This window comes from Hymenobacter segetis, assembly GCF_038448715.1.
Lineage (GTDB): Bacteria > Bacteroidota > Bacteroidia > Cytophagales > Hymenobacteraceae > Hymenobacter > Hymenobacter segetis.
In genome coordinates this window covers 1-13,756 of record NZ_JBCEVZ010000101.1, presented here as the reverse complement: position 1 = coordinate 13,756, position 13,756 = coordinate 1, and the positions used below count along the sequence as shown (strand labels likewise).

The following is a 13,756-nucleotide window of genomic DNA, read 5'->3' as shown; positions in this document are numbered from 1 at the left end:
GCACCAGCACCGACGCCAATGGCAACTACACCATGGAAGTACCCAGCGGCGACAACACCCTCATCTACGGCTACGGCGGCTACGACGATGAAGAAGTACGCAACACTGGCAGCAAGCCCGTGAACGTGACCCTCACGCCCCGCGCCAAAGCCAGCCGCAAGCGCCGCTAGGTTTTCGGTCAGGATATCAAATGAAAAAAGGCCTCCCACAATGGGAGGCCTTTTTTGTGCCATTAAAATGAAAGGTTGTCATTCCGACGAAGGAGGAATCTGGATAAATCCGGAGAGTATTCTCCTCAGATTCCTCCTTTGTCGGAATGACAAAATTAGCGCTACGCCTCAACCTTGCCCCCGAAGCGGCGGCCAAACAGGAAGTACACCGGCAGGCCCAGCGCCACCAGACCCAGGCCCCGGCGCGAGAATTCGGCCGTGTCAGGCGCGATGAGCAGGATGATGCAGAAGGCGCTGGCCAGCAGTACGTAGAGGCCGGGCACCAGCGGGTAGCCCCAGGCGCGGTAGGGGCGCGGGGCCTCGGGCCGGGTGCGGCGCAATACGAAAATGCCGATGATGGTGACAACGTAAAACAGAATTACGGCGAACATCACGTAGTTGAGCAGCTGGCCGTAGGAGCCGCTGAGGCAGAGCAGGCAGGCCCAAAGGCACTGCGCCCACAGGGCGCGGCCCGGTACGCCCGCCCCGTTCAGCTGGGCCAGGCCGGGGAAGAACAGGCCGTCCTTCGCCATGGCAAAGTAAGCGCGGGAGCCGCTGAGAATGATGCCGTTATTCGCCCCGAACGTGCTGAGCATGATGAGCACGGCCATGACATAAGCGCCGGCTTTGCCGAGGACTGATTCGGCCACTGCCGTGGCCACGCGGTCGTCGGTGGCGTACTGGATGCCGCGGCCGGCCAGGGTGGCGGCTTCGGGGGTGCCGTGCAGGGGCAGCACCAGAAGGTACACGATGTTGATGAGGATATAGAGGGCCGTGACGATGGCCGTGCCGATGGCCATGCTGCGCACCAGCGTGCGCTCGGGGTTCTGGATTTCCTCGCCCGCGAAGCCGATGTTGTTCCACGAATCGGAGGAGAAGAGCGAGCCCGTCATGGCCATGCCGATGGCAATGACCAGCGAATAGCCGCTGATGGGCAGCGGCGCGGCGCTCACGCCGGGGGCCGGGTAGCGGGTGGCCGTCCAGAGGTCGGCGAAGTTGGCGGCGATGGCTTCGTGGTTCAGCCCCAGCGCCACGCCGAAGATGATGAGCAGCGCCAGCGCCACCAGCTTGGTGCTGCCCAGCACGTTCTGGATGAGCTTGCCGGTGCGCACGCCCTGCGCATTGAGGGCCGTGATGCCGATGATGAGCACAATGGCCAGCAACTGCACGCTGCTGAACTCGAAGCTGCCGGCCTGAAACAGCACGTTTTTCACGCTGAAATAGGGCAGGAGCACGCCAGTGAACTTGGCGAAGGCCACGGCCACGGCCGCGATTACGCCGGTTTGAATGACGAGAAACAGCGTCCAGCCATAGAGGAAGGCCGTGAGGCGGCCGAATGCCTCGCGCAGGTACACGTACTGGCCGCCCACTTTGGGGAACATGCTGGCCAGCTCGCCGTAGCTGATGGCCCCGGCCATGGTGATGAAACCGGTGAGCAGCCACACCACCAGCAGCCAGCCGGCGCTGCCCACCTGCCGCGCAATGTCGGCTGAGACGATGAAGATGCCCGAGCCTATCATGCTGCCGGTGACCAGCATAATGGCGTCGAAAAGATTGATGGCCCGCTTGAAATGCGGTTGGTCGGGTTGAGGTTCGGTCATAAAAGAGCTGAGATTTTTGTCAAAGAAAACGAAAAGGCCCGCCGTGGACGGCGGGCCTCGCAATTAAAAGTCCGGAAAGCGCTAAAATTCGCTGCGGTCGTACCAGCTGCGCATGCGCCACGGGTCGTTGCGGTTTTTGCGCACCAGCACCAGCCGGGCCGTGCCCGTGCCGGAGAATCGCTCGTCGTCGCGTTGCTCGATGGTGAGCAGGAAGGAGCGTTCCACGCTGGCCAGGGTGTCGGAGGCCAGGGTATCGGAGCTGGGCAGGTACTGCGTCCATTGCAGGTTGATGGAGCGGGCGGCCCGGAAGAGGCGGTAGGTGGTGTTGGCGTCCACGTCGCGGGTCCAGGAGCGGTCCAGGTTGGCGGCGAAGTCGCGGTAGGTGAACTTGAATTTGGGCGAAAGCAGTTGGCCGTAGAGCGTGGAATCGCGCAATTGGTAGGCCGAGCGGAACCGGTCGAAGAAGCCGCGCACGTACACGGGGTTACCCAGCAGCTCGTTTTGGTCGGTGGGTACCTCATCCAGGGCCGGGGCGAAGGGATTGCACGCGGGCACCGTCAGCATCAGCACAATGCCCGAAAGCATGACGGTGGAACGGGACGGCAATTTCATGAGGCGAAATATACGAATATGGCGGAAAGGTTGAGCTTTGCGCCGCGAAAAGCTTAGTGCGAGCTGAAGTATTTCTTCAAATCTGTCCAGCACAGGCCGGGGGTGGTGCGCTGGTCGCGCCAGGCCACGATGCGCCACTCATTGTTGCGACGGCGCAGGATGAGGCGCATGTTGCCCTGCAATACGCCGGCGTGAAAGGCGGTGTCCTGCTGCGTGATTTTGAGCTGATAAAGGGCTGAAACTTCGGCCGAATCAGTGGTATAGAGCTGGTCGCGCCGGCCGCTTAGGGTGAGGGTGTTGGTAGTGCCGGTGGGGGTGCGGCGGCGCAGGCTGGTGAAGTAGGTGGTTTCTTCGGGCACGCTCCAGTTGGCGAAGAGGGCTGGCGAGGAGCCGGCGCTGGTGGGGTCGGGCACGAAGCGGTAGTCGGGGCCGCTGAAGGTGCGCTCGTAGTTGCCCACGTTCACGCTTTGCACGGCGGTGGTGAAATTGGCCAGTAGAATGTCAATCTGGGTGGGCTGAATCCACTCGCTGGCCGAAGCCGCAGGCTCGGGCTCGCGCAGCTGGAAGCAGGCCGGCTGGGCCAGCAGCGCCAGCCCGCCGAGAACCCGGGCGGCTTTGCCAGTGAATGCAGCGGGCCAAATGTTCATTAAAAAGCAGGGGAGTGGTATTTAGCAGAAAGATACGTGGCGCGAGGCGTTCCCAAAACAAGCCGATGCCAGGCCACTTGCCTGCCAACCCGCTTCCCGCCGTACTTTCGTCGCCCGTCATCCGCTTCCCCTGCATGTCCCGAAAGCTTCTGGCGTTATTTACCGCGCTGCTGTTGCTGCTCACACTGGCCACGTACGTCTACTATCGGCGCACGCTGGCGGCCGTGCCCGTCGACCCCTACGCCCTGGTGCCCGACGACGCGGTGCTGGTCCTGAGCACCCTCGACCACCCCGCGCTGGTGCGCCACCTACAGGAAACCGAGCTGTGGGACAACCTCACGGCTGTGCGCTACTTCCAGCAGGCAGCGGGCCACCTGGCCCTGGCCGACAGCCTGGCCGGGGGCAACGCCCGCCGCCGCAACGCCCTGCTGAATCTGCTGGGCCGCAAGCTCGTTATCACCTCCGTGCACGTCACCGGCCCCGGCGAGTTCGACGTGCTGTACCAAGTGCCGCTGAGCCGCGTGAGCGAGTACCGGCAGGTGCGCAGCCTGCTCGAAACCCTGGGCCGTGACCCCCGCTACCGCCTCGCCACCCGCGACTACGAAGGCCAGGAGCTGACAGTGCTCACCGAGCAGCGCACCGAGTTAGGCATCACCGTTTTCAACTACCGCAACCACCTTCTCATCAGCACCAATGCCAGCCTGGTAGAGGCGGCCGTACGCCGGCTGGCCCACCCCGATGCGCCCACCGTGCTGGCCAGTTTCGGCACTACTGACTTGCTGAAGCTGCGCGGCGTGGATGGCTCGCTGCTGATTAACTACCGCCGCCTGCCGCAGTTTCTCGACGTGCTGTTTCGGCGCGATGCCCACGGGCAGGTCGACCAGCTCACGGGGCTGGTTTCGCAGGGGCTGCTGGGAATGAAGCTGGACGGCAGCCGGGTGCAGCTCCAGGGGTTTTCGAATCCCGAAACGGCCCGGGGCACGCTTCAGCAGCGGCTGAGCGGGCAGCCCGCGCAGCCGCTGGGCCTCAGCGAATTCATGAGCACGCGCACGGCCATGCTGCTGCACCTGGCCGCCCAGCCAGCGCGCACCTGGCCCCGGCCCGGCACCCCGCTGGTCGACTCGTTGGGCCGCAATGCCGCGCTGGATAGTCTGCGGGCCACTTTTGGGGGCGAAATGGCTATTGGTTATCTGGCGGCGGTGGCGGCTGGCAGCCGGCCGGGGCGGCTGGCCTTCGTGCGCTGCCCGGTGCCGGCACGCACGGCCCAGTGGCTGGCCCGCCTGCGCCGCATCGAGGGCAACTCGCCAGCGTTTACCAAAGTGGGCGCTTATGAAATTCACCCCGTCGGCTTCTCGGAAGCGGCCGTGCTGGGGCCGCTACTCGCCCCCGCCCGCCCCGGCGCGGTGGAGGTGACGGCCAATGCGGGTGTGTTGGTGGGCAACTACCTCGTGCTTTCCGATGAGCTGACCCTGAACGGCTACCTCGCCGACGTGGTGGCGGGCCGCACCTGGGCCCAGACTCCGAGTCAGGTGTCTTTCCTCCAGGAAACCCTGCCCCGCGCCCGTCTGAGCATTTTCGTGGATACGCGCAACAGTTGGAACGCCCTGCTGGGTGTACTCACCGAAGACCGCCGGGCCGGCTTGTTGCGCAATGAGGCCCTTTTCAAGCGCTTCCCGCAGTTCGCCTTCCAGCTGGTGCCAGCTGAGAACGAGGCTGCGCCCGACGCTCAATACTATACCCAGCTGCTGCTGCGTCACCCCGACCTGGGCCCGGCTACGGCGCAGGCCGGCGGCGCAGCAGCCAACGGCCGGGTGCTGAACTTCAAGCATCAACTGGTGGGAATGCCTACGGTGCTGCCCGCGCTGGGCACCCGCATTCCAGCCGTGGTGGTGCAGGATTCGGCCCATGTCCTGCACTTTGTGAATGCCGATAACGTGGTGCTGTGGTCTGATACGCTGGCCGGACTGGCTGTTGGCCAGATGCTGCTGCCCAGCGGCGGAGGCGTGCCGGGCGGCCTGCTGCTGGGGGCCGGCCACCGCCTGCACCTGCTGGCCAACGACGGCAGCGCCGTCCTGCCGTTCCCCCTCAACCTGCCCGATACCGTGCGCGTGGCCGCCCTGCTGACCGCCCCCGCCGGTCCCGATGCACCCGCCCGCCTGCTGGCCCGCACCGCCGGCAACGACTTGCTTTTGCTCGATGCCAAAGGCCATTTATTTCCCGGCTGGCAGCCCAAGCGGCTCGATTTTCCGCTGGCCGGCGAGCCCGCGCTGCTCAGCGTGAGCGGGCGCGACGTGGTGGTGGCCCCACTCCAGAACGGCTACGTGTACGCCTTCGATGGGCAGGGTAACTTGTTTCCCGGCTTCCCGCTGAGCCTGGGGGCGCGGCTGGCCGGCAACCTGCTGGTGCAGCCGGGCAGCACCCTGGGCCGCACCCACCTGATGGCCGTGAACCAGCACGGCGAGTTGGTGACCTTCACCCTGAGCGGCGACATCCTTACCCGCCGCCGGGTGGCTACCTGGAGCCGTACGGCCCGCTTCCACTTGGTGCCGGATGCGCGGGGACGCAGCTTCGTCATCACCCGGGAAGATGGGAATCAGCTCGATGTGTACCTGCCCACGCAGGTGGCCCCGCTGCTCACCCAGCGCTTCGTGACTTCGGGCGACAAGCCGGTGCAACTCTTCGATTTCAGCAATGGCCGGCGTATCATCGCCATCACGGAGCCGGGTCCGGGTCAGGTGTCGCTCTACAACGCCAAGGGCCAGCTGCTGGGCGATGCACCGCTGCCCAGCACCGGCCCCGGCGTGGGCCTGAGCTACGACGCCACCACGGATGCCTACCAGCTGGTCCGCATCGTGGGCCGCGAGCTGCGCCGCACGGAGCTGAAGGTGGCGCAGTAGGGTGGTGGGTTGGTGAATTGGCGGGTTGGTGGAGTAGTCTGAATCGAAGAAACGTCATGCTGAGCGCAGTCGAAGCATCTCTACCGCAATACTAAACCTGATTACTTGCGCGGTAGAGATGCTTCGACTGCGCTCAGCATGACGTTCTTTTAACTCAAACCAACCCGCCAACCCGCCAACCCACCAACCCACCAACCCACCAACCCACCAACCCATGACCCTACCACTCCGCACCGGCCTTGTGGTCGGCAAGTTCTGGCCGCCGCACCGGGGCCACCAGCTGCTGCTTGAAACTGCCGCTGCTCAGGTAGCTGAGCTGCTGGTGCTGGTGTATGCCAATCCGGATTCGGAAACCATGCCCGCGCCGGTGCGGGCCCAGTGGCTGGGCGAACTGTACCGGGGCGATGAACTGGCCGCCGGGCCGCATATTGGCCGCACGCCGTTGCACATCTTCGCCCTCACTGCCGGAGCTGATGGCGTGCCACCCGACGTGGCCGATGACTTCACACAGCGTGAGTTTGTGCGGCAGTGGCTGGCCCGGCAGGGGCTGCATATCGATGTAATATTCAGCAGCGAGGCCTACGGACCGGGCTTCGCCGAACAGCTGGGCGTAGCGCATGTGAGCGTGGATGCCGCCCGGGAGCGGGTGCCCGTATCGGGCACGCTGGTACGGGGCAATCCGGCGCAATATGCGCGCTACCTGCACCCGCTGGTGGCGGCGCAGCTGGGCGCGGTGCCGCCGGCAGAGGTGCCCCGCGTGGTGTTTCTGGGAGCCGAGAGCAGTGGCAAATCGACGCTGTGCGCGGCCCTGGCCGAGGCCTGTGGCACGGTGTGGGTGCCCGAATACGGCCGCACCCTGCACGAGCAGAAAAACGGCAACCTCGATTACGAGGACCTACTTTACATTGCCCGCCGCCATGCCGAGTTGGAGGATGAAGCTGCCGCCCAGGCCCACGGCGTGCTGTTTTGCGACACCAACGCGGCCACCACGGCGCTGTATTCCTACTACTATTTCCACCGCTGCGACCCGGCTTTACGCGCTATGGCGGCCGTGTGCGGGCAGCGCTACGCCCACACCTTCGTGTGCGCGCCCACCGTGCCCTTCGAGCAGGACGGCTGGCGCGGCCCCGAAGCGCTCCGCAGCTTCCAGCACGGCATGATACTGATGCAGCTGGACTACTTCAATATCCCCTACACGCTGGTGGAAGGGACGGTAGAGGAGCGGGTAACGCAGGTGCAAAACGTGGTAGGGGCATGGCCTGCCCCCGCTCGTCGTTGAACGGTATCATTGAAACGGTGCATAGGTCCGGGTGGGGGCAGACCCTACCGGGTACGACCCCGCCGATACAAAACTATCGGCCCGTCAAAGCCCAAGTCCCAGCATTCTCGCTACCTTAATGGCATCGAAAGAGCAGTACCGCACCAACTTAGGCTGGCTGCCGGCATCGCCCACTCGCCTAGCTAACTCCAGCCGAATCTAACCAACCATTCCCATGTCGGAAACTGCCGAAAAAGACGCCGAGCAAACCCCGCTGCCCGCCCCGCAGCCGTTGCTAACCGACCCGCCCTATTCCGGCGGCGGCGACATCCACATCGGGGAAGGCCAGGAGCATCATTTGCCCCACGAAGGCACGCATCAGCCCACCAAGCCCAAGCCGTCCGGCAACCCGGGGCAGGAATAGCAGGGGAAGCCCGGGCACAGGTCCCGGGCCTTGCCTCAAATCAAATTAAATGCCCGCGCATACTGCCCCAGGTCGAAGCTGTTGGTCGCGTTCAGCTTCTGACGGATGTTGCGGCGGTGGGTATCGGCGGTTTGGGCCGAGATGTTGAAGGCCGCCGCAATGTCCTGCGAGCTGTGGCCTAGCGCGAGGCTGCCCAATACCTCGCGCTCGCGGGCGGTGAGGCTGGCGAAGGTGGCCGATTTCTCGCGCAGGAAGGTGTTTTCATCGAGCAGCCGCTGCACTTTGGCCGTGATGTGGCTTTTGGGGTCGATGGGCGTGGCGAAGCTGATGATGAGCAGGGGCCGGCCGGCGGCATCCTGGGCCAGCACCCGCACCGAACTCAGGTACCAGGCAAAGCTGCGCTGCGGCCCCGTGCGTACCTGCTGGAAAAACGTCACGGCATAGCTCAGGTCGTTGCGTTCCAGCAGCTCGGCTATCTGGGGGACGTACTCGTGCGCTTCTTCCCCATTAAAAAAAACCGGGTGGTAGTTTTCGCCTAGGGCCAGCAGTTCGGCCATCGTCGTGTTGAGCGCCTGCAGGCCCCAGTCCGACATATACAGCACCCGGCTGCAATCGCCGCTCAGCACGATGACTGCGCCGGGGTATTCGTTGGCCAGCGAGGCAACTCCCGCTATTCGGTGGGTAATGATTTGTTCATCAGTCATGCAGAGTAAAGAAGTTGCCAAATGAAAAAAGTTTAGTGAGGTGACAGGGCCGAATAAGCGGATGAGTAGCTATTGGTATATAAGAATGGATGGAAAGGTAATGAGGGTTTGATGAAGATGGCCGCTAGTTAGCGGAATAATATTTACCCGTCAGGGAATTATATAAAAAAAGAAGTCCCGGCGGGATGGCCGGGACTTCTTAGCAGGAATGATTTGAGCGCACCGTGGTGGGCTACCGATTGGTAAGCCAGCCCTTACGGTAGAAGTAAAAGAGCTGCGTGGCCACTACCATGCCCATGGCGAAGAGCACCATAGGGTAGCCCCAGGGGCTGTAGAGCTCGGGCATGTTGCGGGGCAGCAGGTGGCCGTGCTCATCCACGTGCTGGAAGTTCATGCCATATAGGCCCACCACGAAGCTCAGGGGGATGAAGATGGTGCTGATGATGGTGAGCACCTTCATCACCTCGTTCATGCGGTTGCCCTGGTCGGAGAGGTAGAGGTCGGTGAGGGAGGAGATGTTGTCGCGGTAGCTCTCGGCCAGGTCCAGGGCCTGGATGGCGTGGTCGTAGGCGTCGCGGTAGAAGATTTTAAGGGTTTCGGGCATGATTTCCTCGGGCAGGCGCAGGATTTCCGCGATTTTATCGCGCTCCGGGTACACCAGCCGGCGGAAGCGCACCACGTCCTTCTTGATGCGCAGGATGCGGTTGAGGAGGCGGCGCGGGCGCTTATCGGCGAAAATGGCCTCTTCCAGGTCCTCAATGTAGTCGCCGATGGCGGCCATGGTGGGGTAGTAGTGGTCGAGCACCACGTCGGTGAGGGCGTAGGCCAGGTAGAGCACCGGGTGGCGGCGCAGGGTGCTGAAATTGCTGCGGATGCGGGTGCGCAGGGAGTCGAGGCAGTCGTCGTAGTCGTCCTGAAACGTGAGCACGTAGTTCGGGCCGGTGAAGATGGAGAGCTGGTCGTCGTCAATTTCCAGGTCGCGGGTGAAGTCCGTCATGCGCGACACCATGAAGAGGCGGTTGTCGTCGAAAACGTCAATTTTGGCCCGTTGGTAGTCGTTCAGCACGTCCTCCATTTGCAGGGGGTGGAGGCCGAAATCCTGCATCATCTGCTCAATCAGGGGCAGGTCGCCGTAGCCGCGCACGTCAATCCAGTGCTTGAGCTCGGGGTGCTGGCGCAACTCGTCGAGCAGCTCGTCGTAGCGGTCGGTGTATTCTTGCTCGGTGAACGTGCTGTCGTCATACGACATCAGGAACAGACGCGGCTTGAGGGCCCCGGGGCGGATGTTGAGCGTGCCGGGGCGCTGGCCCACCTGCTGCTCGCGGGCCTGCCGGGTGGCCTCGCGGTCGGTAATGGTGTACGGGGCCGCCCCGGCGGGCTCGGTGAGGGCCGGCGAGCGGTTGGGGGTGGCCTGCGGATTGGAGCTGAGGGGATTCATGCAGCGGGGAAGTAGCGAAAGCGAGGCGCAATTTCGGCCCTTACGCGTGGCGATAGGATGAAGATGCCTTCATTGGGCCAATTGGGCGGGTGGCGCAACTGCCGGCCCCGGCGGCGGGCACTCAATCTGTGCCGTACTTTGCCGGGAAAGCCACACGATTAAGCGTTGAAAAGTACGGATTCTCTGGTTGCAATGGAGGCGGGCGCGGCGGGCCCCGCGGCGGCGCTGGTAGTGGCCGTGGCCGAAAGCGGCCCCCTCGGCCCAGCCGAGCCCCGCCTGCCGCTGGCCTTCGAGTCGTTTCTGTACCTGCGCCCCGCGCACCAGGCCTTGCAGGAAGCGGCCGGTCCGGTGCTCAGCTTCTACCTCGAAGACCCCGCCGCCGGCCGCACCGTGGCGCAGCTGCACGTAGCCCTGGGGCCGGCCGCCGATGAAGCCCGCAGCCCCGCGCAGGCCCCGTTCGGCGGCGTCCAAATGGCTCCCGGTTTGCCGCTGCTCGCCCTGCACCAAATCCTGGACACGGCCGAAGCAGCGCTGCGCCAGCGCGGCGTGCGTCGGCTGGCCCTGCGCGGCTATCCTTTCGCCTACGACCCTGCCGGGGCCGCCGCCTTGGCCGAAACCCTGCGCCAGCGGGGCTACCGCGTGGCCCTGGCCGAGCAGAACTACCACCTCGACCCCGCCCTGCCTTACGAAGCTCACCTGCACCCTTCGGAGCGCCGCCGGCTGCACAAGTGCCGCCGCGCCGGCCTGCACTTCGAGCAGGAGCCGCCATTTCTGCTGCCCCGGGCGTATGATTTTATCCAGGCCTGTCGGCAGGAGCGGGGGCAGGCGCTGTCGCTGCCGCTGGTGCGAGTGCAGGAACTGTTTCGGCGCTTTCCGAAGGAGCATTTCCTGTTCTCGGTGCGCCAGGCCGATGGCGAATGGGCGGCGCTCACGGTAGCCATTCAGGTGAATAAGCAAGTGCTGTATAACTTCTACCCGGCCAGCCCGCTGCGTTGTAATTCCTTCAGCCCGGTGGTGCTGCTGAACGAGGGCCTGCACGCTTTTGCCCGCGCCAGCAACATGGCCGTGCTCGACCTCGGTACTTCTACGCTTGATACCGGGCCAAATGCGTCGCTGCTGCGCTTCAAGCGGCATTTGGGCGGCGTGGCGGGGCTGCGGTTGAGCTGGGAGCGGGAGCTATAGGGGAGATGCAGAACGAAAACTCCCCTCCTTACCAAGGAGGGGATGTGGCCGCGAAGCGGACACTGAGGTGGTTGTGACGTTGAACAAGAACGTTGGGCTTTCCCATACGAAATCGGCCAATGCCCACAACCACCCCCGTCCGATGCTATGCCTCGAACATCCCCTCCTTGGTAAGGAGGGGAGTTTCCGTTCTTTGCGCCCATATGCCCACTACCACTTCCCCCACCAAATCCCCCATCCGGCACTTTGTGCGAGGCTCACTGGGCACGGGCGTGGCGGTAATGGCACGGGCGGCGGGCTCGCTAATCGTCAACAAGCTGTTTGCGACGTACGCGCCGGCCGGTGGCCTCACCCTGCTGGCCCAGTTCCAGAACCTGATGGCTATGCTCACCACCCTGCCCTACGATGGCGTGCAGGTGGGCCTGGTGAAGTATCTCGCGCCGCTGCGGCCGGGCAGCCCGCGCTACCGTGCTTGGCTGGGTGCGGCCACGGTCCTGAATGCGGCGGCGCTGCTGGCCGGGGCCGCCGTGCTAGCAGCGCGCGGCCTGCTGGGCTGGGGGTGGGGGAGTCTGGCGGTGTTCATGCTGGGCATAGCGCTGATTACCGGGCAGGCGATGCTAGGTAGCGTGCTATTGGCGGCCGGCAAGCTGCGGGCCTACATCGGCCTCACAGTAGCGCTGGCGGTGTTGGGCACTGCCGCCACGGCGGCGACGCTGCTGGGCGGCTGGCCGCTGCGGGTGGTGCTGCTGGCCTACCTAGTGGCGCAGGGCCTCACGCTGCTGCCAGCGCTGGGGCTGGCGACACGGGCCGGGCTGCTGCGGCACCTGTGGCCGGCCGCGCCCGTGAGCCGGCTGGCGCTACGCCGGCTCAGCCAGTTTCTGCTGATGGCAGTGAGTACGCTGCTCTTCGGCAAGGCAGTGGACTACGTGCTGCGCGACTATCTGCTGGCCACTTTCGGCCCGGCGCGCACCGATTTGTGGCAGGCCGTGGCTAAGCTCTCGGATAACTACACCATGGTATTTGGGGCGGTGATGAGCAGCGTGTTTTATCCCCGGCTGGCGGCGCTGGCGGGGCAGCCGTTGGCGGCGCGGCGTTACCTGCGTGGCGTGCTGGGTCTGCTGGCCCCGGTGCTGGCCGTGGGCCTGGGCCTGATATTCGTGTGCCGTGACTGGCTGCTGCCGCTGCTGTTTGCGCCCCGGCTGCTGGGGGCGCGGGAGTTTCTGGCCCCGCAGCTACTAGGCGACTGGGCCAAGCTGCTGAGCTGGCTGTTCATTTTCCAACTAACTGCCCGGGCGCGCACGGGGCCGTACGTGGCGGTACAGGCGGGCTCGGCGGCAGTTTTTGCGGCCTTGCTGGTGCTGCTGCTGCCGCGTTTGGGGCTGGCCGGCGCGGTGTGGGCCCACGCGGTGCGGTATGGCGTGCTGCTGCTGGTGTGCGGAATCTGGCATTTGAGAACGAAGCATGAAGGATGAAGAATTTTTCTTCGGTTCATTTGCCCCGAATCCCTATGCCCAATTCTTCATCTCCCATTCCCCATTCTTCATTAAACGCAGCGCCTGTCGTCACTATTGTGGCGCTGTGCCACAACCACGCGCCGTTTCTGCGCGAGGCGCTGGATTCCATTCGGGCCCAAACCTATCCGCACCTGGAGGTATGGCTCGTGGACGATGCCAGCACCGACGACAGCCCCGAAATCCTGCGCGAATACGCCGCCCAAAATCCCGCCTGGCACCTGCTGCTGCTGCCCGAAAACATGGGTAACTGCCGCGCCTTCAACACCGCTTTCGTTCAGAGTAAAGGCGAATTCGTGATTGATTTTGCCACCGATGACGTGCTGCTGCCAGCGCGGGTGGCGCAGCAGGTGGCGCAGTTTCAGGCTGCCGCGCCGGAGGTGGGCGTGGTGTATTCCAACTGCGAACTGATTGACGAAGCCAGCCACTCGCTGGGCCTGCACCACCGGCCCGACGGCCCCGGCCAGCTGCAGCCCGCACCCGCCAGCGGCTGGGTTTTTGCCGAAGTGCTGCGGCGCTATTTCATCAGCACGCCCACCATGATGATGCGCCGCGCTTGCCTTGAAAGCCTGGGCGGCTACGACGAAACCCTGGCCTACGAGGACTTCGATTTCTGGGTGCGTGCCAGCCGCGACTGGCAGTTTCTCTACCTCGACGAAGTGACCACCCGCAAGCGCAAGCACCCGCGCAGCATGAGCGCCAAAGCCTACCAGCGCCACGACCCCTACCTGGCCTCCACCATGCGCGTCTGCGACAAGGCCCTCGACCTGGCCCGCACCTACGCCGAGCGCGCCGCCCTGGCCACCCGCCTGCGCTGGGAGTTGCGCAAAGCCCTGCGCCACCGCCACGCCGCCCAGGGCCGAGCCCTCTACGCTCTGCTGCGCCAGACCGGTCACGCCACCACCCTCGACCACTTGTTGGGCCAGCTGGCCCGCCTGCCGCTGGGCTGAAACCCGCCCGCAGTCCCGTTCTTGCGCCCATGAACTGGTTGCTGGCCCCCCGTGTGCGTACCGTGCTGCTGCCCCTGGCCCTGAGCGTGGCCACGGTGCTGGGCCTCGGCAGCTATTACGAAACCAACGACGATGCCACACTGGCCTGGCTTTTCAGCGGCGTGCTGGCGCTGAAGCCGGTGCCCTCGGTGCCGCTGTATCTGCACGGCTACGGGCATCTGCTGGCGGCTGCCTACACGGCCGCGCCCGGCGTGCCGTGGCTGGGGCTGCTACTGGGCACGCTGCTGGTGGCGGCCACGGTGCTCACCTTCGCGGTGCTGGAT

Annotated in this window: 12 protein-coding genes; 7 read left to right on the top strand and 5 right to left on the bottom strand. The window is 64.7% G+C overall.

What is annotated here, in order from left to right; translation table 11 throughout:
• Window positions 1–331: 331 nt before the first annotated feature.
• The 3 genes from AAFH49_RS21695 to AAFH49_RS21685 form a co-directional block, all read right to left on the bottom strand.
• A complete protein-coding gene (locus AAFH49_RS21695; RefSeq protein ID WP_342301509.1) occupies window positions 332–1,810 on the bottom strand; it encodes an APC family permease in 1,479 nt (492 codons plus the stop codon).
• An 81-nt stretch (window positions 1,811–1,891) separates the two neighbouring features.
• A complete protein-coding gene (locus AAFH49_RS21690; RefSeq protein ID WP_342301508.1) occupies window positions 1,892–2,422 on the bottom strand; it encodes a hypothetical protein in 531 nt (176 codons plus the stop codon).
• A gap of 53 nt (window positions 2,423–2,475) precedes the next feature.
• The gene (locus tag AAFH49_RS21685) at window positions 2,476–3,069 is read right to left on the bottom strand and encodes a hypothetical protein (RefSeq protein ID WP_342301506.1); all 594 of its coding nucleotides are present in this window, start codon (window positions 3,067–3,069) and stop codon (window positions 2,476–2,478) included.
• 134 nt (window positions 3,070–3,203) lie between these two features.
• Here AAFH49_RS21685 and AAFH49_RS21680 point away from each other — a divergent pair, with 134 nt between their 5' ends.
• The 3 genes from AAFH49_RS21680 (at window position 3,204) to AAFH49_RS21670 (ending at window position 7,648) form a co-directional block, all read left to right on the top strand.
• The gene (locus AAFH49_RS21680) at window positions 3,204–5,966 is read left to right on the top strand and encodes a hypothetical protein (RefSeq protein WP_342301505.1); all 2,763 of its coding nucleotides are present in this window, start codon (window positions 3,204–3,206) and stop codon (window positions 5,964–5,966) included.
• A gap of 214 nt (window positions 5,967–6,180) precedes the next feature.
• Window positions 6,181–7,245 carry an AAA family ATPase gene (locus AAFH49_RS21675; protein WP_342301503.1) on the top strand — a complete coding sequence of 355 codons (1,065 nt, stop codon included), beginning with the start codon at window positions 6,181–6,183 and terminating at the stop codon, window positions 7,243–7,245.
• 214 nt (window positions 7,246–7,459) lie between these two features.
• Complete coding sequence (locus AAFH49_RS21670; protein ID WP_342301502.1) at window positions 7,460–7,648, top strand: hypothetical protein; 189 nt, start codon at window positions 7,460–7,462, stop codon at window positions 7,646–7,648.
• 35 nt (window positions 7,649–7,683) lie between these two features.
• On the opposite strand, the gene AAFH49_RS21665 is transcribed toward AAFH49_RS21670, so the two are convergent.
• Window positions 7,684–8,352 carry a helix-turn-helix transcriptional regulator gene (locus AAFH49_RS21665; RefSeq protein WP_342301501.1) on the bottom strand — a complete coding sequence of 223 codons (669 nt, stop codon included), beginning with the start codon at window positions 8,350–8,352 and terminating at the stop codon, window positions 7,684–7,686.
• Window positions 8,353–8,584: 232 nt separating this feature from the next.
• Window positions 8,585–9,790, bottom strand: coding sequence for a magnesium/cobalt transporter CorA (gene corA / locus AAFH49_RS21660; protein ID WP_342301499.1), 1,206 nt, complete (start codon window positions 9,788–9,790; stop codon window positions 8,585–8,587).
• 192 nt (window positions 9,791–9,982) lie between these two features.
• Between corA and AAFH49_RS21655 the strand changes: the two genes are divergently transcribed.
• The 4 genes from AAFH49_RS21655 to AAFH49_RS21640 form a co-directional block, all read left to right on the top strand.
• Window positions 9,983–10,972, top strand: coding sequence for a hypothetical protein (locus AAFH49_RS21655; protein WP_342301497.1), 990 nt, complete (start codon window positions 9,983–9,985; stop codon window positions 10,970–10,972).
• Window positions 10,973–11,175: 203 nt separating this feature from the next.
• Complete coding sequence (locus AAFH49_RS21650) at window positions 11,176–12,444, top strand: MATE family efflux transporter (RefSeq protein WP_342301495.1); 1,269 nt, start codon at window positions 11,176–11,178, stop codon at window positions 12,442–12,444.
• A 35-nt stretch (window positions 12,445–12,479) separates the two neighbouring features.
• On the top strand, window positions 12,480–13,433 hold the full coding sequence (locus AAFH49_RS21645) for a glycosyltransferase family A protein (RefSeq protein ID WP_342301493.1): 954 nt from the start codon (window positions 12,480–12,482) through the stop codon (window positions 13,431–13,433).
• A 29-nt stretch (window positions 13,434–13,462) separates the two neighbouring features.
• A partial coding sequence (locus AAFH49_RS21640; RefSeq protein ID WP_342301491.1) for a hypothetical protein occupies window positions 13,463–13,756 on the top strand: 294 nt, incomplete at its 3' end.